This is a genomic window from Luteitalea sp. (assembly GCA_009377605.1).
Classification (GTDB): domain Bacteria; phylum Acidobacteriota; class Vicinamibacteria; order Vicinamibacterales; family Vicinamibacteraceae; genus WHTT01.
The window spans coordinates 1-20,792 of the sequence record WHTT01000064.1 but is presented as its reverse complement, the minus strand read 5'-3'; the positions used below and the strand labels follow the sequence as shown (position 1 = coordinate 20,792).

The window sequence follows — 20,792 nt, the reverse complement described above, 5'->3', positions numbered from 1 at the left end:
GCGGACGAATCGCTACTTCACCGCGGGTTCCTTCCATTCGATCACCGCGCGCTGCGTGCGGAGCGTGCTCATGAGTGCTCGCGTGTCGATGTCTTGAACGGGGATATTCGCATCCACGGCCATCTTGGCCGCCACGCCGGCCGCCTGGCCGATGATCATGTACTGCGGCTCCATTCGCAGCGTTGAATACGCGACGTGCGTCGCCGAGAAGCACACGGGCACGAGAAGGTTCGTCATCTCCGTCTTCTTCGGCAGCATGAGGCGATAGGGAATCTGATACGGCGTGACCGGCACCTGCATGTCGCCTTCGTTCTCGACGAAGCCTTCGGCGTCGACGATGCGTTGAATGTTGTGGGAATCGCTGTTGTAAGAGCCCATGCCGATGACGTCCGGCTTGGTGAGATCCTGCTGGATGTCCTTCTGTGACATCACGTACTCGCCGATCATCCGCCGCGCTTCGCGCACGTAGAGTTGGTGCGGCCAGTGTCCGGTATCCAGGAACTCGTCCTTGCACAAACCCCATGGGGCCATCTCGTCGTGCAGCTCCTTCGGCACCCGGGGGTCGTTCTGCAGGAAATAGAAGAAACCCTGGACGTAGTCCGCGTGTGCCTGCCAGATTCGTTCGCGCGTGGCATAGTCAGCGTCGGGATACTCGTAGTTGCCGCCGATGTAGTCGGTCGAGAACGCCCCATTGTTGTTCGTATCGGTCTTGCCGTGGGGCAGTGGATCCGGCTTCATGACGTCTGCCAGCGACCAGGGTTGCTTCAGGCGATACATCGGATCTCCGTCGATCGGTTCTCCGGCCGCCGCGCCGCTCTCGGTCACTGCCCGCTTGATCTTGTCCATCTCTCCCAGCATCAGCGCCAACAACTCGTACCGCTTCGGGTCGTACTCGCGGGGTTTCGGGAACGGGACGCGGTTCTCTGGAACCTTCGTCATACAGACGCGAAAGTTGTAGGCCTGCACCTTCTTGTCAGGTGAGCCTGCGGGCGTCTTCCGCTCCGATGAAACCTCTGGGAGCAACTCGCCCTCCTCGTCAACGGCACGGATCTGCACCTGGAACTGATGCTTCGGCGTGCGGTCTCGTACGCCGGCGAGCGATTCCCCGTACTCGTCGGTGCCTTCGCGGCCCCACGTATACGAGACGCCCGCTTGCGCCATGAGATCACCCTCGTACGTCGCATCGGCAAAGATCTTGGCCGTGAACGTCGTGCCGTTTTCCATCACAATCGACTCGATTCGTCCGCGGTCGGTTCTCACGCCGGTCCCTTCACGCAAGCGGTGCCGATAGAAGACCTCGACGCCCGACTCCTCGACCAGCTCTTTGAAGATCTCCTCTGCAACGTGCGGCTCGAGATGCCACTGAATCGGCACGCCATACTTCTTCCCTGCGCGCTCGTAGTACTCGAGCGCATACCCGCCGACGACCTCCTTTTGTCCGAAGTCCGTCCAGCCGAGGCCGCCAGACACCATGCCGCCGAGATGATCGCGCGGCTCCAGCAGCGCCACACGCGGCACGCCTTCACGCGCGGCGGAAACCGCGCTCATCACACCGGCAGCTGTCCCACCGTACACGACGAGATCGAAGTTACGAGGCTGCGCCGCGGCCGGCGACTGAATCACAGCGACCAATCCGACGGCAAGCAGCAGCATCTTCAGTCGCAACATCCACGCAACTCCAGCGGGGGGCAACCATGTCGTCCGAGACCTAGGAATGACGACATGGTAGCATGGGGCAATATCACAGCCAGCCCGTCCGGGAGCGGCTCCATGGGAGACCGGCGTGTCGACGAGGCCCGCGCGAGGCTCGTGGCAGCGCAGGCGTTGGCCAAAAGGAACAGGTAGGAGCTCCCCCCGGCTTGAGCGAGCCCGGCATCTGACATACGATCCCCTTTTACCCGACAGGTCACACGCTCGTTACCAGCGGGAGGGTGCCGCGTATGAAAGTCTTCGATGCTCCTAGCATCCGGAACATCGCCTTGGTCGGCCACGGCGGCGCGGGCAAGACTCAATTGACGGCGGCGATGCTCTTCGATGCGGGCAGCGTCAATCGGCTGGGCAAGGTTGATGAGGGCACGTCGCCCACGGACTACGACGAGGAAGAGATCGCCCGGCAGCACACCCTCTCGGCAACGCCGGCCTGGCTCGAGTGGCAGAAGACCAGGATCAACCTCATAGACACACCCGGTTTCGGCAACTTCTTGAGCGACGCCGCGGTCGGGCTGCGTGTCGTCGAGGCGGCCGTCGTTGTCGTGGACGCCGTTGCCGGCGTCGAGGTACAGACCGAAAAAGTGTGGAGCCTTGCATCTGAGACAGGCCAACCGCGCGTGGTGGTCCTCAACCGCTTCGATCGGGAGCGGGCCAGCCTCGAGCGCTCACTCGGCTCGCTGCGCGAGACGTTTGGCCGCACGATCGTTCCGGTGACACTGCCGCTCGGCGAGGAAAAACAGTTTCGCGGCGTCGTCAACCTGCTCACGATGAAGGCGTTGACCTACGAGACGAGCGGTGACAGCGGGACATTCGTGGAGGGAGAGATCCCGCCAGAGTTGGCCGCGACGGCGAAAGACGCACGGGAGGCGCTCGTCGAGATGGTTGCCGAGGCGGACGATGCCCTGATGGAGCGCTTTTTCGAAGAAGGAGCGCTGACCGACGAGGAGCTGGTGAGCGGCCTGCGAGCGAGCGTCCACAGCGGTAAGTTGGTCCCACTGTTCACGACGTCCGCGCTCCTCAACATCGGCATTCATCCCCTGCTCGACGCTCTCGTGTCGCTCCTCCCGTCGCCGGTTGATCGCCCATTCCCCGCCGTCGAGCGGGGGAGCGGCTCGACGACGCAGGTTTCCGCGGCAGCCGACTCACCGTGCCGCATCTTTGTCTGGAAGACCGTCGCAGATCCGTTCGCGGGACGCATCACGCTGTTCCGCGTTGTCACCGGCACGCTGAGAGCCGACTCGACACTGGAGAATCTCACACGCGACACGCAGGAGCGCGTCGGGCATCTACTCGTGCCACAGGGGAAGCAAACCACGCAGGTGTCCGAGCTGCGCGCAGGCGATCTGGGCGCCGTCGCGAAGCTGAAGGAAACACAAACCGGCGACACGCTGGCCGAGAAGTCCGCGGATCTGATGTTTCCTTCCTTCAAGTGGCCGGAACCTCTACTCTCCTATGCGGTCGAGCCGAAGAGTCGAGCCGACGAAGAAAAGATCAGCTCCGCACTGCATCGGCTCCAAGAGGAAGATCCAACCATTCAATCGGGACGCGATCCGCAGACAAAGGAGCTGCTCATCTCCGGGCAGGGCCAGATGCACATCGAGGTGACCGTCGCGAAGCTCAAGCGCCGCTTCGGCGTGGACGTCAACCTCAAGCTTCCGCGCATCCCGTATCTGGAGACAATCACGGCGGCAACGGAGGCACACGGCCGTCACAAGAAGCAAACCGGTGGACACGGCCAGTTCGGCGACTGCAAGATCCGCGTCGAGCCGCTAGCGAGAGGAGAGGACTTCGCGTTCGTGAACGACATCTTCGGCGGCGCGATTCCGCGCCAGTTCATCCCGGCGGTCGAGAAAGGCATTCAGGATGCTCGGGTCAAGGGGTACCTCGCGGGCTACCCGATGGTCGACTTCCGTGTCACGCTCGTCGACGGACAGTTTCACCAGGTCGACTCGAACGAGCTCTCGTTCAAAGTCGCAGGCGCCCTGGCGTTCAAGGATGCGATGGCGCGCGCCAGGCCGACGCTGCTCGAGCCGATCATGAACGTCGAAGTCTATTCGCCAAACGAGTATGCAGGCGATTTGATGGGAGACCTCAACAGCCGGCGAGGCCGGATCTCCGGCATGGAGGCGCGCGGCACGATGACGGTCATCCGTGCTCAAGTGCCAATGGCCGAGATGTTGACGTACGAGCAGACGCTCACATCGTTCACCGGCGGTCGAGGCTCGTATTCAATGGCCTTCTCGCACCACGAAGAGGTGCCCGCTCACCTTCGGCAGAAAGTCATCGCGACGGCGAAGGCTGAGCGCGGAGAGGTCGTAGAAGAAGAGGTCTAAAGGCAGGAACCCCGATTCCTGAATTCTATTGTTCTTTCTTCCGAGCGCGCTTGGGCGTGTCGCTGGGCTCCGTGGCGCGGGCCTTGCTCTTGCGCCTCGTGCTCTCATCTTCCGAGCTTGCCTCGGTCTCTGGTGAGCGCTCCGGCTGGTCGCCGCTCTCCGAGCTTTGCGCGCCGCCCCGCAAGCGGCGTGCGGCAGCGCGGAGGCGCCCACCCACTTTTCGTTTCGGCGCGGACGTCGCCTCCGGTGTCGGCCGCGCGTCGTACTCACTGCCGATGAGCTCGAGCTGAGCAATCGCGGCGCCGTCGCCACGACGAAAGCCAAGCTTCAGAATCCGTGTGTAGCCGCCAGGCCGACCCTCGAAGCGCGGCGCTACCGTATCGAACAGCTTGGCGACCACTCCCCTGTCCGAGAGATCGCGCAGCACGAGCCGGCGGGCGAACAGCTTCTGCGCCGGCGTCTTTTCGCCATTCTGACTGCGCTTGGCAATCGTGATGAGACGCTCGACGAAGGGCCGCAGCTCTTTCGCCTTCGGCAGGGTCGTCTCGATGCGCTCGTGCCGGATGAGTGCTGTAGCCTGGCTACGGAGCAACGCCATCCGATGTTCGGAAAGGCGCCCGAGCTTACGGTGGGCAAGACGGTGTCTCATGGTACTTCGCTGAGTAGTGGCCAGTGGTCAGTGGCCAGTGGCACTCGTCACTCCGATGGCTGACCGGCCGGTTGGTCCAGCCGCATGCCGAGGCCGAGGCCCATGCTCGTGAGAATCTCTTTGATCTCGTTGAGCGACTTGCGGCCGAAGTTCTTCGTCCGGAGCATCTCTGCCTCGGTCTTCGTCACGAGCTCACGGATGGTTCGAATGTTGGCGTTCTTGAGACAGTTGTACGACCGTACCGACAGCTCCAGCTCGTCGACGCTCTTGTCGAGTATGTCGTTGTGCGGGACGGACGCTCCGTCGCCGGACGTGTCGAGCCCCTCCTCGAGGTCTTCCTCGATACCGACAAAAATCGTGAGGTGCTCGCGAAGCAGGCGCGCGGCGAGTGCCACCGCGTCGGGCGGAGTGATCGACCCGTTGGTCCACACGTCGAGCGTAAGGCTGTCATAGTCGGTCGCCTGCCCGACACGCGCCGCCTCGACGAGATAGTTCACCTTCTTGACCGGCGAGTGAACCGAGTCGACTGGAATCCAGCCGATCCCGAGGTCTTCATCGAAGTTTCGGTCCGCGGAGATATAGCCGCGCCCCTTCTTCAGCCGCATTTCCATGTGCAGGTGGCCGCCGTCGGCGACGGTGGCAATGTGCGCATCGGGCTCGAGGACGTCCACGTCCTGGTCTACCTGGATGTCACGCGCCAGCACGGCTCCTGCCTTGTCCGCACGGACATAGAGCACCTTGGTCTCGTCACCATGCAGCTTCAGTGGCACCTGCTTCAGGTTCAAGATGATGTCGGTGGCATCCTCGACCACGCCAGGGATGGGTGAGAACTCGTGCTGCACACCATCGATCTTGACTGCCGTGATGGCAGCCCCCTCGACGGAGGATAGCAACACGCGCCGCAGCGCGTTCCCGATCGTGGTGCCCCAGCCTCGCTCGAATGGCTGAGCGGAGAACCGCCCAAACCGATCGGTCAGCGTCTCTCGATCCACCTCCAACCGCTTCGGACGCTGAAACCCTTTCCACAACATGGCTGATCCTTTCTTGCGTTCCGCAGCGCAGGCCTTTAGGCCTGCCAACGCCTCTGCAGGGCTGAAGCCCTGCGCTACCTTCTTACTTCGAATACAGCTCGACGATCAGTTGTTCCTGCACCGGCAAGCCGATTTGCTCTCGGGTTGGCAGCGCAAGGATCCGTCCCTGGAAATTCTGGCCATCGATGGCCAACCACTCGGGGATGCCGCGCCCCTTGACCTCCTCCATCGCATGCAGCACGAAGAGATTCTTCTGGCTCCTCGACCGCATCCCGATGACGTCGCCGGCCTTCACCGAGAAAGAGGGGACGTCGACCCTTCGCCCGTTGACGACGAAGTGCCCGTGGCGCACGAGCTGGCGCGCTTGGGCACGCGAGGTCGCGAATCCGAGGCGGTAGACGACGTTGTCCAGCCTCCGCTCGAGCAGCTGCAGCAACGTCTCACCGGTGATTCCACGCGTGCGCGCAGCGGTGTCGAAATAGCGGCGGAACTGGCCCTCGAGCACGCCGTAGATGCGCTTGACCTTCTGCTTCTCGCGCAGTTGGAGCCCATAGCCGGCGAGCTTGTTGCGCCGGGCGCGGCGGTTCTGCTGGCCGGGCGGCTGATTACGCCGCTCGATGGCACACCTATCCGTATAACAGCGCTCACCCTTGAGGAACAGCTTCATGCCCTCGCGGCGGCAGAGACGACAGACCGAACCAACGTATCGCGCCATGTTCTTCCTTGTGTGCTAGTCCCTATCCAACCGTATGCTAGTCACTACCCTACTACCGGTCGCGTCATGCCCGACCTAAAGGTCGGGCCTACAAATGCCATGTCATGCGCGGCCTCGCGGTCGACCTACACGCGCCTCCGCTTCGGGGGACGGCAGCCGTTGTGCGGGATCGGTGTGACGTCGCGAATGCTCCTGACGTCGAGACCGGCAGACTGCAGCGCGCGAATTGCCGATTCGCGGCCGGCACCCGGCCCCTTGATGCGCACTTCGACGCTGCGCATCCCGACCTGCTTCGCGCCGCTGACCGCGTTGATGGCGGCCTGAGTGGCCGCAAATGGCGTGCCCTTGCGCGAGCCCTTGAACCCAATGGCGCCGGCGCTCGACCAGGAGACCGTATTGCCTTCGGCATCCGTAATGGTCACGACCGTGTTGTTGAACGACGCCTGGATGTGGACCACGCCGTGGTGGACGACACGCTTCTCGCCGCGCCGCTTGAACGTCTTCTTCTTCTTCGGCTTCTTCCCGGTTTCGGGAGCCGCTCCATGCGTTGCTTCCGCTTTGGCCATGGGTTATACCGTCTTCTTCTTGGCGATGGCGCCCCGCCGCGGTCCCTTGCGCGTGCGCGCGTTGGTGTGCGTCCGCTGGCCGCGCACGGGGACGCTGCGGCGGTGTCGCAAACCGCGATAGCAGCCGATCTCCATGAGGCGCTTCACGTTCATCGAGATCTCCTTCCGGAGATCACCCTCGACGCCAGCTAGCTCCTCGATGACCCGGCTGATCGCGCGGACGTGCTCCTCGGTGAGATCCTTCACGCGTGTGTCGGCGCTTACCTCGGCCGCTTGGAGGATATCGTTGGATCGCTTGCGCCCAATCCCGTAAATGTACGTCAAACCGACTTCCACACGCTTCTGCCGCGGAAGATCGATGCCTGCAATGCGAGCCATAGTCTCTGGTCCTTGGTTCTTGGTTCTTAGTGCTTGGTGCGCCTTGGCATTGGGGCGCGCCGAAGCCGCGCCAAGGACCAAGAACCAAGCACCTCCCTACCCTTGCCGCTGCTTGTGCTTCGGGTTATCGCAAATGATCCGCACGACACCACGTCGGCGAATCACTTTGCATTTCGGACAAATGCGCTTGACCGATGCTCGGACTTTCATGTCACTGCATTCCTTGCACTGCGTTCCTTGTCACTGAGTAGTGGTCACTGACCACTGGCCACTACTCAGTGATTCTCCCAATGATTCGGCCTTTCGTGACGTCGTAGAGAGAAAGCTTGACGAGCACGCGGTCACCCTCGATCAGCCGAACGAAATTGCGGCGCACCGAATCGGTCATGTGCGCCACCACCGAGCCGCCCTGGCGTGAGTCGAGCGCCACACGAAACAGACGCCGCGGCAACAGCTCGACAATCGTTCCCGGCAGTCCCGCCGCTTCCTCCATCATGCCGGTCCGCCGATGCGCTACGACACGTCACAACCGGTGATGGACGGCAGCCACGGCGTCGAGCACCGCGCGACGCCCAGGCGCCTGGCGTGTCTCTGTCGGCCTAGGCAACAGCGTGAGGATGTCCGGGCCCGTGGTCGTCACGGCGATCGTGTGCTCGAAATGCGCCGAGAGGCTGCCGTCGACCGTCACAGCCGTCCAGCCGTCGCGCAGCACGCGCACCGCCGCCTTCCCCATGTTGACCATCGGCTCGATGGCCAAGACCATACCCTCGGCAAGCCGCGGACCGCGGCCTGGCGGGCCGTAGTTCGGCACTTGCGGCTCCTCGTGCAACCGAGTACCCACGCCGTGCCCCACGAACTCTCGGACCACCGAGTAGCCGTGCGCCTCGACGTGCGCCTGCACCGCGTGGCCGATGTCCGACACCCGTCGCCCGACCCGCACCTGCGCAATCCCAGCGTCGAGCGCCTGTTGCGTCACCTCCAGCAGGTGCTGCGTCTCCGCGGAGATGCGCCCAACCGGCAGGGTGACCGCACAGTCCCCGTAGTACCCGTCCAGGCGAACACCCATGTCAATCGACAGGATGTCTCCCTGTGCAAGCGAGCGATTGGACGGAAACCCGTGGACGACCTGCTCGTTCACCGACGCGCAGATCGTGTACGGGAACCCCCGGTACCCCTTGAACGCCGGCTCCGCCCCAGCGTCGGCGGCAAGCTGCTCCGCGCGCCAATCAATCTCCTGCGTGGTCGCCCCCGGAACCACTAGGGAGTGCAGCTCCTCCAGGATGCGCACCACGAGCTGGTTCGCGCGGCGCAACTTCTCGATTTCGGCTGGCGACTTACAGACGATCACGACTTCGCTCCGATCCGCTACCGATGGTCGGCGGCACTCGGCCGGTACGAGGCCCCTCGCGCCGCGCCGCTCACTTCACTGGCCAGACCGATCGCCGTGCGCATGGCTGCCGACACGTGATCCGGCGACTGATTGCCGTCGATCTCGAAGAACGTCGACCGCGGCCGGTAGTACTTCACGAGCGGCGCTGTCTCGATCTCGAAGACGTGCAGCCGCTTGCGCACGACGTCCACCGAATCGTCCGTCCGCTGCACCAAGGTGCCACCGCACACCGCGCACGGCGCCTCTTGCGGCGTCAGCGGACCGGCGTTGGCTCCGCACTGTGCGCAGATCCGACGCGAAGCCACGCGGCGCGCCAGCTCGTCGAGCGGCACCACAATGTGCAGTACCGTGAGCACGCCTCGGGTGCTCACCAGGGCATCGAGCGCCTCTGCCTGTCCAACGGTCCGCGGGAAACCGTCGAGCACGAAGCCTCGCCGGGTGTCCGGCTGCGAGAGGCGCTCCCTCACGATCTCGATCATCACCTCGTCGCCGACGAGCTGCCCAGCCTCCATGGTCGCTTTCGCAAGACGACCTAGGTCGGTTCCGGCGGCAACCGCCTCGCGCAGGATGTCGCCGGTCGCAATCCGCGGCACACCGTACTCACGGGCCAGACGCTCGCCCTGTGTTCCCTTACCCGCGCCGGGAGGACCGAGCATCACGATGTTGAGCACCACCTGGCTCTCGTCCACTCCTAGCCCCGCCGCCCACGGATCCTCGTGCGCTTCATGAACCCGTCGTAGTGCCGCATGATCAGCTGCGACTCCACCTGGTTCACGGTGTCCATCGCCACGCCAACGACGATGAGCAGCGAGGTGCCGCCGAAAAAGAACTGCACGTTTAAGCCCTCGGTCACGAACTGCGGCAGGACGGCGTCGAGCTGTTCTCCAATGAATGGGATTGGCGCCACCCTGAATCCCGCCATCAAGAACTCTGGCAACAACGCCACGGCCGCCAGATACAGCGCGCCCACCACGGTGAGACGGCCCAGAATTGTGTCGATGTACTCCGCCGTCCGCTTCCCCGGCCGGATCCCAGGGACGAATCCTCCATACTTCCGCATGTTCTCCGCGACATCGTCCGGGTTGAAGATGATCGCGACGTAGAAGTACGTGAAGAAAATGATCATCGACACGTACAGCAAGTTGTACAACGGCATGCCCGGATTCAACTGCTCGGACACGCGCCACGTCCAGCTCTCCGGCGGAAACGCCTGCGCAACCGTGATCGGCAACGCCAGCAGCGAGCTCGCGAAGATGACCGGGATGACGCCGCCGGTGTTCACCTTCAGCGGGATGTGCGTGCTCGACCCGCCGTACATCCGCCGGCCAACGACGCGCTTCGCATACTGGACGGTCACGCGCCGTTGTGCGCGCTCGAAGAACACGATGACCCCGACGACGACGACCATCAAGGCCACCAACAAGGCGACTCGAATGATGCCCATCTGGCCCGTCCGCATCTGGTCGATCGTCGCCAACACCGCCGACGGCAGCCCCACGACGATGCCGGCGAAGATGAGGAGCGACATCCCGTTCCCCACACCACGCTCGGTGATCTGCTCGCCGAGCCACATCACGAAGGTCGTTCCTGCCGTGAGCGTGAGCACGGTCATCAGCCGGAAGGCCAGGCCCGGCTCGTAGACCACCTGCACGCCGCCCGCCGTGTTCCCGAAGTTCTCGATGAAGAGCGCGATCGTGAACGACTGGATGACGGCCAAGACAATCGTCCCGTAGCGCGTATACTGCGTAATCTTCCGGCGTCCCAGCTCGCCTTCTTTCGACAAGCGCTCGAGGTACGGCCACACCACGGTCAGCAACTGCATGATGATCGACGCGCTGATGTACGGCATCACGCCCAACGCAAAGATCGTCATCTGCGACAAGTTCTGGCCCGAGAAGAGATCGTACAGGCCGAACATCGTGTTCTGGGCGTACTGGGCCGCGATCTCCTCGAGCGCGGCCGTGTTGATGCCCGGTGTCGTGATATGCGACCCCAGACGAAACACGGCGAGCAACCCGAGCGTGAACAGGACTCGCATCCTGAGCTCTGGGATCACCCAGATGTTTCGAAAGCTCTCCATAACGCTCTTTACACGCTGCTAGGTCAATGTCTCGACCGAGCCGCCGGCCGCCTGGATCTTCTCGGCAGCCTTGCCGCTGAACTTGTGCGCCTTCACGGCGAGCGCCACACTGATGTCACCGCGAGCCAACACCTTGATGGGACGCGCCTTCCCACGCAGCAGTCCTCGCGCGCGGAGGGCGTCGGGCGTAACCTCCGCGCCGGCCTCGAACGCCTGCGCCAGCACGTCGAGATTCACCACGGCGTACTCGCTTCGAAAGAGGTTGTGAAAGCCGCGCTTCGGCAAGCGACGATGCAGCGGCATCTGGCCCCCTTCGAAGCCGCGCTTGGTCCTCCACCCGGATCGCGACTTCGCGCCCTTGTGGCCGCGGCCTGCTGTCTTTCCGTGGCCGCTGCCAGGCCCGCGGCCGATCCGCTTCGCCGCGTGCTTGGCGCCCTCCGGCGGCTTGAGACTGCTCAAATCCATGGTTGCTCTCGATGAGTAGTCGTCAGTGGCGACTACTCAGAAACATGATCCACCTTCACTAGATGGCGCACCTTGGCAATCATGCCGCGTCTGGATGGATCGTCCTTCACAACGACCGTGTGGCCGATGCGCCGCAGGCCAAGACCGCGCACCACCGTCGCTTGCTTTCGGTCGTAACCAATCGTGCTGCGTATCAGCGTGATCCGCAGCGCTCCGCTGTCGCTCTGCCGCGCCGCGTCAGGCGCCACGGTGGATTCGACGGAGGTCTTCGTCATGTCGTCCTCATGCTCCCTGTGTCACGAGCTCTTCGGCCTGCTTGCCGCGCATCCGCGCGAGGCCCACCGGATCCTTCAGGAGCATCAGGCCAGCAAAAGTTGCCCGTACTACGTTGTGTGGGTTCGCCGACCCGAGGCTCTTGGTGACGATGTTCTGGATGCCTGCCGATTCGACCACCGCACGAACGGCCCCCCCGGCAATGATGCCGGTGCCCTCCGGCGCTGGCTTGAGCAGCACCCGGCCCGAGCCAAAATGTCCCACGACGGCGTGCGTGACGGTCGAGCCGTTGAGCGGCACGCGGATGAGCCCTTTCTTCGCCGTCTCGATGCCCTTCTTGATCGCTGACGGCACTTCTTTCGCCTTCCCAACACCGTAGCCGACGTGGCCCCGCCCGTCACCAACGACAACCAAGGCGCTGAAGCTCAAGTTCTTGCCACCCTTGACCACCTTCGTCACCCGGTTGATGGAGACGACGGTATCCTGCAGCTCGAGCTGGCTTGGATCGATCTTTTCGCGGAACTCCATGCGTAATCCTTATCCCTCGCTCGTAGCGCAGGCCTTTAGGCCTGCCACCGCCATCGTAACGTCAGGCAGGCCTAAAGGCCTGCGCTACGACGACCGAACAGAACCCCTCGTTAGAACTCGAGCCCTGCCTCGCGTGCGGCCTCCGCGACAGCACGCACTCGCCCGTGATACAAGAAGCCGTTTCGGTCGAAGACCACTCGCTTCACACCCCGTTCCAGCAATCGCTCCGCCACCACGCGGCCGATGAGGCGCGCGCCCGCCACGTTGCCCGACCGCGCGCCGTCGGCGAGCTTCCCGCGTACGTCCGGTTCCGTGCTCGAGGCGGCGGCCATCGTGCGGCCCACCGAGTCATCGACGATCTGCACCGAGATGTGCGCCACGCTCCGGAACACGACCAGTCGCGGCCGCTCTGCCGTCCCACGCATCTTCTTGCGAATCCGCAGCTTGATGCGGTGCCGGCGATCCTTCTTCGTTCGTATCTTCATCTCAGCTCTCAGCTCTCAGCGCTCAGCGATCAGCTTAGCTATCAGCTCGCTGACGGCTGATCGCTTCTTACGCACCGGTCTTCCCGACCTTCTTCTTCAGCACCTCGCCCGTGTAGCGAATCCCTTTCTGCTTGTACGGATCGGGCTTGCGCAGTGCCCGAATGTTCGCAGCCACCTGCCCCACGCGTTGCTTGTCGATGCCCGACACCACGACGTGGGTGTTCCTGTCGACCGCGATCTCGATACCCTCGGGGATGTCGAACACGACCGGGTGCGAGTAGCCCAACGCGAACTGCACCTGCCGGCCCTTCACCTCGGCGCGGTAGCCGACCCCGACGATGTCGAGCTCCCGCTTGAAGCCCTCGGACACGCCGGCCACGGCGTTCGCCACGAGGCTGCGCGCCAAGCCGTGGAACTTCGCTCCCGCGCGTCCGTCGTCCGGGTCCTGTGCCACGAGCTGCTGGTCGTGCAGCTCGAACCGGATGCCGTTCGGCACACGCTGGCGCAACGTCCCCTTGGGCCCCTGCACCTCGACAGTGCCATTGTCGAGCGCGATCTTCACGTTCGCCGGGATAGGAATCGGCTTCTTACCAATACGCGACATGACTTCACCACACGTTACACAACACCTCGCCGCCCACGCCGACGCTGCTGGCTTCACGACCCGTCATGATGCCGCGCGACGTGGTGAGGATGCTGACACCGAGTCCCCCGAGCACGTGGGGCACCTCGTCACGTCCACAGTAGACGCGGCGCCCCGGCTTGCTCACACGTTCGAGACCCGAAAGGGCGCGCTCGCCTCGTGGCCCGTACTTCAACGTGATGCGAATCACGGGCAGAGGTGCCTCCACGGCTTCTGCATCCACAACCTTGAAGGCAGTGATATATCCTTCGCGCTCGAGAATCCGGGCGATCTCCAGCTTCAGCCGGGAGGCCGGAACGTCCACGCGGGTGAGTCGCCCGTGCACTGCGTTCCGAATCCGCGTCAGCATGTCAGAAATCGGATCAGTCATAACTTCCTACCAGCTACTCTTGGTCACACCGGCTACCTCGCCCTTGAGGGCCAAGTCACGGAAGCAGAGGCGGCAGAGATGGAACTTACGCAGATACGCGCGGCTCCTCCCGCACAAGCGGCACCGATTTCGGTGGCGGTTCGGGAACTTTGGGTCTGCCTTCGACTTCGCGATCTTCGATTCCTTCGCCATGTGCTAATTCGCCCTGAACGGGAAGCCAAGGAGCTGCAGCAGCCTTCGGGCCTCCTCGTCGCTCTTCGCCGTGGTCACGACCGACACATTCATGCCGCGTGTCTTGTCGACCTTCAGGTAGTCGATCTCCGGGAAGATCAATTGGTCGCGCAACCCAAGCGTATAGTTACCGCGCCCGTCGAACCCCTTCGGCGAAATGCCGCGGAAGTCCCGCACCCGCGGCAGCGCCGTCGACACGAGCCGATCGAGAAACTCGTACATGCGCGCACCACGCAACGTGACCCTCGCACCAATCGGCATGCCCTGCCGCACTTTGAATGCCGCCACCGATTTGCGGGCGCGCGTGACTGCCGACTTCTGGCCCGTGATCCGCGCGAGATCCTCGCTCGCCGCGTCGATGACCTTCGCGTTCGACGTCGCCTCCCCGAGACCCATGTTGACCACCACTTTCTCGACCTTGGGGATGGCCATCACGTTCGGGTAGCCGAACTCTTTTCCCAGCGCGGACCGAACCTCGTTGAGATACCGCTCCTTCAACCGGCTCATCGGTCGATTACCTCGCCACTGCTCCGGGCAATTCTCACCTTGCGGCCATCGTTCAGCACCCGGTGGCCGACACGCGTCGCCCGGCCCGTCGTCGGATCCACCACCATCACGTTGGACGCGTGGACGGGCCCCTCTCGCTCGACAATGCCGCCCTTGACGTTGCGCCGCGGATCCGGACGCGTGTGCCGCTTGACCATGTTCACGCCTTCCACGATCACACGATTCGCGTCTGGAAGCAGGCGTAGAACACGGCCTCGCCTGCCGCGGTCCTTGCCCGCAATCACTACCACCTCATCGTTCTTCCGAACTGGCGTCTGCAAACGCGACATACTACAAAACCTCCGGCGCCAGAGAAACGATCTTCATGAACCGGCGCTCACGCAGCTCACGCGCGACAGGGCCAAACACGCGGGTGCCGATCGGCTCACCCTGGTCGTTCACGAGGACGGCGGCATTGCGGTCGAATCGGATATAGCTGCCATCCCTGCGGCGCTGCTCCTTCCGCGTTCGTACGATGACCGCCTTGACCACCTGCCCCTTCTTGACGTTGCCGTCTGGCGACGCCTCTTTCACCGACGCCGTGACGATGTCTCCGAGGCGTGCACTGCTTCCGGTCGATCCGCCGAGCGGATTGATCACCGCGATCTTGCGGGCGCCGGAGTTATCGGCGACGTCGAGAATCGTGCGCATCTGGATCATGGTCGGTCTCCGCGCTACATTCCCCGCGCCGGTTTCACAATCCGGGTGACGGCCCAGCGCTTGAGGCGGCTGAGCGGACGCGAGGCGATGATGACCACGCGGTCCCCGATCTTGGCGGCGTTCGCCGCGTCATGCGCCACGAACTTCTTGGTCCGCCGCATGATCTTCCCGTAGAGGGGATGCGGCACCCGCCTGGTCACCGCAACGACCACGGTCTTGTCCATCTTGTCGCTGACGACGAGCCCTTGGAGTTCCGTCTTGACTGCCATGTGCCTCTCAGCCTGTTGCTCCGGCTCTGCTCACCTTCTGACGAAGCAACGTCTTCACCCGCGCGATATCGCGGCGGACCTCACGAAGCTTGGGTGCCTTCTCGAGTTGCCCGGTTGCTTTTTGCATCCGCAGCCGAAACAGCTCGTCGCCCAACTCTAGCTCTCGCTGGTGGAGCGCATCGACGCCCATCTCCTGGAACTGTGCCACACGCTTCATGACGCCTTCTCCGCCGCAAATCGTGTCGCGAACCGCGTCTTGATGGGGAGCTTGGCGGCGGCCAGCTGCATGGCGCGCCGCGCTTCCGATTCAGCCACCCCTTCCATCTCGAAGAGGATCCGCCCGGGCCGGACAACCGTCACCCACAGCTCGGGCGCGCCTTTCCCCTTCCCCATGCGGGTCTCCTGCGGCTTCTTCGAGAGCGGCTTGTCCGGAAACACTCGGATCCAAATCTTGCCGCCGCGCTTCACGAACCGCGTCATGGCGACACGCGCCGCCTCGATCTGCCGCGCCGTGAGCCAGCACGGCTCCAGCGCTTTCAACCCGAAGTCCCCAAACGCCACCTCGGAGCCGCGCCATGCCTTCCCGCGCATACGGCCCCGCTGCTGCTTGCGGAACTTCACCTTCTTTGGCATCAACATAGCTGTCTCTGCCTCTCTTCAGTGGTCAGTGACCACTACTCACTATTCACCGTCAGGCGCCGCGCGCAGCGCGGCGCCCCGGTCGGTACTCTTCCTCGCGGGGCGCGCGCATCACGACGCGCTCACCCTTGTACAGCCACACCTTCACGCCGATGACGCCATACGTCGTGCGCGCGACGGCGTAGCCGTAGTCGATGTCGGCACGCAGCGTCTGCAGCGGCAACTGTCCGTGCAGATACCATTCGGAGCGCGCGATCTCCGCGCCGTTCAGCCGCCCCGAGACGCGGATCTTGATGCCGCGCGCCCCAAAGCGCAGCGCCGACTCCACGGCTTTTCGCATCGCCCGCCGGAACGCCACGCGCTTCTCGAGCTGCATCGCCACCGACTCGGAGATGAGCTGCGCATCGAGCTCCGGTTTTTGAATCTCCTGAATGTTGATGAACACCTCGCGCTGGGTGCGCTTCTGCACCTCGCCCTTCAACTTGTCGACTTCCGTGCCTTTGCGGCCGATGATGATGCCTGGCCGCGAGGTGTGAATGTCGATCTTCAGTTTGTTGGCGGCGCGCTCGATCTCGACCTTGGCCACACCGGCGTGCGAAAAACGGCGCTTGAGGTCCGCGCGCAACGCGAGGTCCTCGTGCAGCAGCTTCGCGTAGTCCTTGTCCGCATACCAGCGCGATTGCCAGGTCTTGTTGAACCCCAGCCGAAAGCCGTATGGATGTACCTTCTGGCCCATGTGTTCCTCGACGCCTCGGCGGCTCGCTATGCGTCCGCCTTCTTCGCTCTCGCCGCTCGGCCGCGGTCAGAGCTTCCCTGCGCGCGCTTGCGCGGCGCCCCTCGCCGGGCAGGTCGTGCGCTCTTCGATGCCGTGTCCGGAAGCCGGACCGCCGCGGGCCGCTCTGCCACCGCAATCGTCACGTGCGTCGTCCGCTTGAGCACCCGAAACGCCCGTCCCATGGGCGCCGGGCGAATCCGTTTCAGCGATGGCCCTTGATTGGCATGGCAACCCTTGACGTAGAGCTGATCCACGTCGCCGCCAAACCCATCCTTCTGCTGCGCGTTGGCCACCGCAGAGTGCAAGACTTTTTCAATCGCTCGTGCCACACGCTTCCGCGAGAACTTGAGCGTGGCCGTCGCCTGGGGAACATTGCGGCCGCGAATCAAGTCGAGCACCAGCCCCGCTTTCTGCGCGGACGTGCGGACGTACTTCGCTGTTGCCTGCGCCTCGATCATCGTCCTATCCTCTGCCCGCCGTTTTCTCGGTCTTCGACGTGTGTCCCCTGAATGTGCGGGTGGGCGCGAACTCGCCCAGCTTGTGACCGACCATGTTCTCGGTGAGATACACCGGCACGAACTTCTTGCCGTTGTGCACCGCGATCGTGTGGCCAACCATCTCCGGCACGACCGTCGAGCGCCGCGACCAGGTCTTGATCACCTGCTTGTTGCCCGCCCGATTCATGACCTCGACCTTCTCCAACAAGGGCGTGTCGACGAACGGGCCTTTCTTCAGCGATCTACTCATACCTGAATCCTGAAGTGGTCACTTCTGTCTCCGCTGCACGATGAACCGATCCGACCGCTTGCGGCCACGCGTCTTGTAGCCTTTCGTCGGCATTCCCCACGGCGACACCGGGTGCCGGCCGCCCGCGCTCTTGCCCTCGCCACCCCCCAGCGGATGATCGACCGGGTTCATCGCGACGCCACGCACGTGTGGTCGGCGCCCGAGCCAGCGGCTGCGGCCCGCCTTGCCAATCGACACATTCTCGTGGTCGAGATTTCCAACCTGGCCAATGGTCGCCATGCACTCGAGGTGAACGAGGCGGGTCTCGCTCGACGGCATGCGCAACGTCGCGTAGTCCCCCTCTTTGGCCACGAGCTGCGCGGAGGCGCCAGCGCTGCGCGCGAGCTGACCGCCCTTCCCAGGCCGTAACTCGATGTTGTGGACCGTCGTGCCGACCGGAACGTGCCGTAGCAGCATCGCGTTACCCGGCAGGATGTCCACCCGCTCACCAGAAACGACCGTATCGCCCACCTTGAGGCCCACCGGATGCAGGATGTACCGCTTCTCGCCGTCGGCGTAGGCGACGAGCACGATGCGCGCCGAGCGGTTCGGGTCGTACTCAATTGTCGTGGCCTTCCCTGGTACACCGCGCTTGTCCCGCTTGAAGTCAATGACGCGGTAGAGCCGCTTGTGCCCGCCGCCGCGCCACCATACCGTGATCTCGCCGCGGTTGTTGCGTCCGCCGCTCTTGGAGAGCGGCTCGGTCAGCGGTTTGTGCGGCTCGCTCGTCGTGATCTCATCGAACGACTGAACCGTCTGGAACCGCCGGCCGGCCGACGTCGGCTTGTATTTCCGAACAGCCATATCTACGCGCCTTCCAGGAAGTCCGGCATCTGCTCGTTGTCACGCAGTCGGACGTACGCTTTCTTCCAGGCGGGCCGGCGCCCGGCAAACCGCCCCTGCCGCTTGATCTTCCCCTGCACGCGCATGGTCTTCACGTCGGCGACCCGCGCACCCAAGAGCCGCTCGACCGCCTGACGAATCTCGACCTTGGTGGCATCCCGAGCCACGGCCAACACCATCACCGGCGCGCTCTCGCGCAGTCTCGTGGTCTTCTCGGTGACGATCGGCCGACGAATGACTTCCGTGAGCTTCATAGCGCAGTGCCCCAGGACGATTGTCCCGGCCGCCTCAGCGAGGCAGCCCTACTGTTGACCGCCTCCGCGAGGCCGTCCTACCGCCAACGCCGCCTGCAATCGCTCCAACGCGGCGCGTGTTGCGATGACGGTCGTGCTGTCCATCACATCGCGGGCCGACACTTCGTTGGCCGGTACGAGGCGAACTCCCACGAGGTTCCGCGTGGAGAGCATGAGCGTGTCATCGGGCGCGACGTCGATCAGCAAGGTCTTCGAGGTTGCGCCGAGCTCCTTCAGCATGGCCGCGGCCAGCTTCGTCTTGACTTCACCAACGCCCAGCGCCTCGACCACTACCACCACGCCGTCACGCAATCGCTGTGCGAGCGCATCCCGCAGCGCACCCCTCCGGACCTTCTTGGGCAGGGCGTACCCGTAGGCGCGTGGCCGCGGGCCGAAGATCGTCCCGCCCTTGCGCCAGATCGGCGTCCGTAGATCACTCACCCGCGCACGGCCTGTGCCCTTCTGACGCCACAGCTTTCGCCCGCTGCCGCGAACCTCGCCCCGCTCCTTCGTTTTGTGGGTCCCGCGCCGTCGTTCCGCTTGCTCGTGAACGACGGCCTCCCAGATGAGATCCTGGCGCACGCGGCCACCAAACACCTCGTCGCTGAGCTCGAGGGAGCCGACCTTCTCGTTCTTCGTATTCACGACGTCGATAGTCATGACATCTCGGATAGGGCGTCCCTACCTCTTTCCCTTCGGTTTCTCCGCCTGTGGCTCAGCGACCCGCTTGGGCTTGACCGCCTTCCGGATCAACACGTAGCCGTTGCGCGCGCCCGGCACGGCGCCGCGCACGAGCAACAAGTGCTTCTCCGCATCGACACGCACCACCTTCAGGTTGTGCACCGTGACACGATCTGCACCCATTCGTCCCGGGGCGCGCATCCCCTTCAACACGCGGGATGGAAACGATGAGGCACCAATCGAGCCAGGGGCGCGATGAAACATCGAGCCGTGCGATGCGGCACCACCGGCAAAACCGTGCCGCTTCATCACGCCTTGGAAGCCATGGCCGCGCGAGGTACCGGTCACGTCGACGAGCTCGCCGTCCTGAAACATCGACGCCACCACCTCAGTCCCTGCCACGACGTCGTCGCCCTCGGCCGCCACTTCCCGCACCAGGCGCGCGGGCGGGACGTTGGCCTTCTTGAAGTGACCACCAAGCGGACGGTTCACCTTCGCGGGCTTCCCCTCCACGAGGCCGAGCTGGACCGCGTCGTACCCGTCGACGGTCGCTGTCTTCCGCTGCACCACCACGCACGGCCCGGCCTTGATGACCGTCACGGGAACGGCCGCCCCCGTCGCGTCGAAGATCTGGGTCATGCCGACTTTCTTGCCGATAATCCCGGTAACCATAGCTCACTTCGTTCGCCGGTTCTTGGTTCTTCGTTCTTGGTCCCTGGTGCGCCTGGCAATGACGTACGACGCGGCCGCACCAAGAACCAAGGACCAAGCACCAAGGACCTACTTCCCGTGTTCTTTGCCAAACGCCTTGATTTCCACGTCGACACCAGCGGGCAAATCGAGCTTCATCAGCGCGTCCACGGTTTGCGACGTCGGCTCGAAGATGTCGATCAGCCGCTTGTGCGTGCGAAGCTCGAATTGCTCGCGCGATTTCTTGTCCACGTGCGGCGATCGCAGCACCGTCCACTTGTTCTTTTCAGTGGGCAGCGGAACCGGTCCAGCCAGACGCGCGCCCGTGCGCTTCGCCGTCTCGACGATCTCCGTCGTCGACTGATCCAGCACGCGGTGGTCGTACGCCTTCAGGCGGATACGGATCTTTTCTCCGAACATTGCTGAATCCCTGTAGCGCAGGCCTTCAGGCCTGCCAACACGGTCTAGGCAGGCCTAAAGGCCTGCGCTACGGCCGAATCTACTCGATGATCTCTGAGATCGTGCCTGCCCCGACGGTGCGGCCGCCTTCCCGAATCGCAAACCGCAACCCCGTCTCCAACGCCACCGGCGCGATCAGCTCGATCTCCATCGTCACGTTGTCGCCCGGCATCACCATCTCCACCCCGGTCGGCAACTGCGACACCCCCGTCACATCCGTCGTCCGAATGTAATACTGCGGCCGATACCCGTTGAAAAACGGCGTGTGCCGGCCCCCCTCTTCTTTCGTCAACACGTACACTTC

At 63.8% G+C, this 20,792-nt stretch carries 34 protein-coding genes; 1 reads left to right on the top strand and 33 read right to left on the bottom strand.

Annotated features, from left to right (window positions below; all coding sequences use genetic code 11):
• Positions 1-12: 12 nt before the first annotated feature.
• Positions 13-1,653 (bottom strand): FAD-dependent oxidoreductase, encoded by a 1,641-nt coding sequence (locus GEV06_19560; GenBank protein ID MPZ20089.1) that lies wholly within the window; start codon positions 1,651-1,653, stop codon positions 13-15.
• Between the two features lie 287 nt (positions 1,654-1,940).
• Here GEV06_19560 and fusA point away from each other — a divergent pair, with 287 nt between their 5' ends.
• Complete coding sequence (fusA, locus tag GEV06_19555) at positions 1,941-4,043, top strand: elongation factor G (GenBank protein MPZ20088.1); 2,103 nt, start codon at positions 1,941-1,943, stop codon at positions 4,041-4,043.
• A 25-nt stretch (positions 4,044-4,068) separates the two neighbouring features.
• Here the strand turns inward: fusA and rplQ are convergent, their stop codons facing one another.
• The 32 genes from rplQ to tuf all read right to left on the bottom strand — a co-directional run.
• Positions 4,069-4,692 (bottom strand): 50S ribosomal protein L17, encoded by a 624-nt coding sequence (rplQ, locus tag GEV06_19550; protein MPZ20087.1) that lies wholly within the window; start codon positions 4,690-4,692, stop codon positions 4,069-4,071.
• 47 nt (positions 4,693-4,739) lie between these two features.
• Positions 4,740-5,723, bottom strand: a complete 984-nt coding sequence (locus tag GEV06_19545) for a DNA-directed RNA polymerase subunit alpha (GenBank protein MPZ20086.1) — start codon at positions 5,721-5,723, stop codon at positions 4,740-4,742.
• A gap of 82 nt (positions 5,724-5,805) precedes the next feature.
• The gene (gene rpsD, locus GEV06_19540; protein MPZ20085.1) at positions 5,806-6,438 is read right to left on the bottom strand and encodes a 30S ribosomal protein S4; all 633 of its coding nucleotides are present in this window, start codon (positions 6,436-6,438) and stop codon (positions 5,806-5,808) included.
• 125 nt (positions 6,439-6,563) lie between these two features.
• On the bottom strand, positions 6,564-7,004 hold the full coding sequence (gene rpsK / locus GEV06_19535; protein MPZ20084.1) for a 30S ribosomal protein S11: 441 nt from the start codon (positions 7,002-7,004) through the stop codon (positions 6,564-6,566).
• A gap of 3 nt (positions 7,005-7,007) precedes the next feature.
• On the bottom strand, positions 7,008-7,382 hold the full coding sequence (gene rpsM, locus GEV06_19530) for a 30S ribosomal protein S13 (GenBank protein MPZ20083.1): 375 nt from the start codon (positions 7,380-7,382) through the stop codon (positions 7,008-7,010).
• Positions 7,383-7,478: 96 nt separating this feature from the next.
• Complete coding sequence (rpmJ, locus tag GEV06_19525; protein ID MPZ20082.1) at positions 7,479-7,592, bottom strand: 50S ribosomal protein L36; 114 nt, start codon at positions 7,590-7,592, stop codon at positions 7,479-7,481.
• Between the two features lie 61 nt (positions 7,593-7,653).
• The gene (gene infA, locus GEV06_19520) at positions 7,654-7,878 is read right to left on the bottom strand and encodes a translation initiation factor IF-1 (protein ID MPZ20081.1); all 225 of its coding nucleotides are present in this window, start codon (positions 7,876-7,878) and stop codon (positions 7,654-7,656) included.
• Positions 7,879-7,905: 27 nt separating this feature from the next.
• Complete coding sequence (gene map, locus GEV06_19515) at positions 7,906-8,730, bottom strand: type I methionyl aminopeptidase (GenBank protein ID MPZ20080.1); 825 nt, start codon at positions 8,728-8,730, stop codon at positions 7,906-7,908.
• A 17-nt stretch (positions 8,731-8,747) separates the two neighbouring features.
• Positions 8,748-9,428, bottom strand: a complete 681-nt coding sequence (locus GEV06_19510) for an adenylate kinase (GenBank protein MPZ20079.1) — start codon at positions 9,426-9,428, stop codon at positions 8,748-8,750.
• Positions 9,429-9,463: 35 nt separating this feature from the next.
• Positions 9,464-10,852: a preprotein translocase subunit SecY gene (gene secY / locus GEV06_19505; GenBank protein MPZ20078.1), complete on the bottom strand. Its 1,389-nt coding sequence runs from the start codon at positions 10,850-10,852 to the stop codon at positions 9,464-9,466.
• A gap of 18 nt (positions 10,853-10,870) precedes the next feature.
• Entirely contained in the window at positions 10,871-11,317 is a 447-nt protein-coding gene (rplO, locus tag GEV06_19500; GenBank protein ID MPZ20077.1) for a 50S ribosomal protein L15, read from the bottom strand.
• Positions 11,318-11,349: 32 nt separating this feature from the next.
• The gene (gene rpmD / locus GEV06_19495) at positions 11,350-11,592 is read right to left on the bottom strand and encodes a 50S ribosomal protein L30 (GenBank protein MPZ20076.1); all 243 of its coding nucleotides are present in this window, start codon (positions 11,590-11,592) and stop codon (positions 11,350-11,352) included.
• 7 nt (positions 11,593-11,599) lie between these two features.
• The gene (gene rpsE, locus GEV06_19490; GenBank protein ID MPZ20075.1) at positions 11,600-12,118 is read right to left on the bottom strand and encodes a 30S ribosomal protein S5; all 519 of its coding nucleotides are present in this window, start codon (positions 12,116-12,118) and stop codon (positions 11,600-11,602) included.
• Positions 12,119-12,228: 110 nt separating this feature from the next.
• On the bottom strand, positions 12,229-12,603 hold the full coding sequence (locus tag GEV06_19485; GenBank protein ID MPZ20074.1) for a 50S ribosomal protein L18: 375 nt from the start codon (positions 12,601-12,603) through the stop codon (positions 12,229-12,231).
• Positions 12,604-12,670: 67 nt separating this feature from the next.
• Positions 12,671-13,207: a 50S ribosomal protein L6 gene (rplF, locus tag GEV06_19480; GenBank protein MPZ20073.1), complete on the bottom strand. Its 537-nt coding sequence runs from the start codon at positions 13,205-13,207 to the stop codon at positions 12,671-12,673.
• Positions 13,208-13,211: 4 nt separating this feature from the next.
• Positions 13,212-13,616, bottom strand: a complete 405-nt coding sequence (gene rpsH, locus GEV06_19475; GenBank protein ID MPZ20072.1) for a 30S ribosomal protein S8 — start codon at positions 13,614-13,616, stop codon at positions 13,212-13,214.
• Positions 13,617-13,622: 6 nt separating this feature from the next.
• Positions 13,623-13,808, bottom strand: a complete 186-nt coding sequence (locus tag GEV06_19470) for a type Z 30S ribosomal protein S14 (protein MPZ20071.1) — start codon at positions 13,806-13,808, stop codon at positions 13,623-13,625.
• Positions 13,809-13,811: 3 nt separating this feature from the next.
• Positions 13,812-14,354 carry a 50S ribosomal protein L5 gene (gene rplE, locus GEV06_19465; GenBank protein MPZ20070.1) on the bottom strand — a complete coding sequence of 181 codons (543 nt, stop codon included), beginning with the start codon at positions 14,352-14,354 and terminating at the stop codon, positions 13,812-13,814.
• Positions 14,351-14,683, bottom strand: a complete 333-nt coding sequence (gene rplX, locus GEV06_19460; GenBank protein ID MPZ20069.1) for a 50S ribosomal protein L24 — start codon at positions 14,681-14,683, stop codon at positions 14,351-14,353. The genes rplE and rplX overlap by 4 nt, the downstream gene beginning before the upstream one ends.
• A gap of 1 nt (position 14,684) precedes the next feature.
• Entirely contained in the window at positions 14,685-15,053 is a 369-nt protein-coding gene (rplN, locus tag GEV06_19455) for a 50S ribosomal protein L14 (GenBank protein MPZ20068.1), read from the bottom strand.
• 14 nt (positions 15,054-15,067) lie between these two features.
• Positions 15,068-15,322, bottom strand: coding sequence for a 30S ribosomal protein S17 (gene rpsQ, locus GEV06_19450; GenBank protein ID MPZ20067.1), 255 nt, complete (start codon positions 15,320-15,322; stop codon positions 15,068-15,070).
• A 7-nt stretch (positions 15,323-15,329) separates the two neighbouring features.
• Positions 15,330-15,539, bottom strand: a complete 210-nt coding sequence (gene rpmC / locus GEV06_19445; GenBank protein ID MPZ20066.1) for a 50S ribosomal protein L29 — start codon at positions 15,537-15,539, stop codon at positions 15,330-15,332.
• Positions 15,536-15,961, bottom strand: a complete 426-nt coding sequence (rplP, locus tag GEV06_19440; GenBank protein ID MPZ20065.1) for a 50S ribosomal protein L16 — start codon at positions 15,959-15,961, stop codon at positions 15,536-15,538. Before rplP ends, rpmC begins: the two co-directional genes overlap by 4 nt.
• A 52-nt stretch (positions 15,962-16,013) precedes the next feature.
• The gene (gene rpsC / locus GEV06_19435) at positions 16,014-16,697 is read right to left on the bottom strand and encodes a 30S ribosomal protein S3 (GenBank protein ID MPZ20064.1); all 684 of its coding nucleotides are present in this window, start codon (positions 16,695-16,697) and stop codon (positions 16,014-16,016) included.
• A 26-nt stretch (positions 16,698-16,723) separates the two neighbouring features.
• A complete protein-coding gene (gene rplV, locus GEV06_19430; GenBank protein MPZ20063.1) occupies positions 16,724-17,191 on the bottom strand; it encodes a 50S ribosomal protein L22 in 468 nt (155 codons plus the stop codon).
• A gap of 7 nt (positions 17,192-17,198) precedes the next feature.
• Complete coding sequence (gene rpsS / locus GEV06_19425) at positions 17,199-17,483, bottom strand: 30S ribosomal protein S19 (protein MPZ20062.1); 285 nt, start codon at positions 17,481-17,483, stop codon at positions 17,199-17,201.
• Positions 17,484-17,501: 18 nt separating this feature from the next.
• Entirely contained in the window at positions 17,502-18,326 is an 825-nt protein-coding gene (gene rplB / locus GEV06_19420; GenBank protein ID MPZ20061.1) for a 50S ribosomal protein L2, read from the bottom strand.
• A gap of 2 nt (positions 18,327-18,328) precedes the next feature.
• Positions 18,329-18,619: a 50S ribosomal protein L23 gene (rplW, locus tag GEV06_19415; GenBank protein ID MPZ20060.1), complete on the bottom strand. Its 291-nt coding sequence runs from the start codon at positions 18,617-18,619 to the stop codon at positions 18,329-18,331.
• Positions 18,620-18,667: 48 nt separating this feature from the next.
• Positions 18,668-19,318 (bottom strand): 50S ribosomal protein L4, encoded by a 651-nt coding sequence (gene rplD / locus GEV06_19410; protein ID MPZ20059.1) that lies wholly within the window; start codon positions 19,316-19,318, stop codon positions 18,668-18,670.
• A gap of 21 nt (positions 19,319-19,339) precedes the next feature.
• Complete coding sequence (rplC, locus tag GEV06_19405; GenBank protein ID MPZ20058.1) at positions 19,340-20,011, bottom strand: 50S ribosomal protein L3; 672 nt, start codon at positions 20,009-20,011, stop codon at positions 19,340-19,342.
• Positions 20,012-20,119: 108 nt separating this feature from the next.
• On the bottom strand, positions 20,120-20,449 hold the full coding sequence (rpsJ, locus tag GEV06_19400; protein ID MPZ20057.1) for a 30S ribosomal protein S10: 330 nt from the start codon (positions 20,447-20,449) through the stop codon (positions 20,120-20,122).
• A gap of 79 nt (positions 20,450-20,528) precedes the next feature.
• A partial coding sequence (gene tuf / locus GEV06_19395) for an elongation factor Tu (protein ID MPZ20056.1) occupies positions 20,529-20,792 on the bottom strand: 264 nt, incomplete at its 5' end.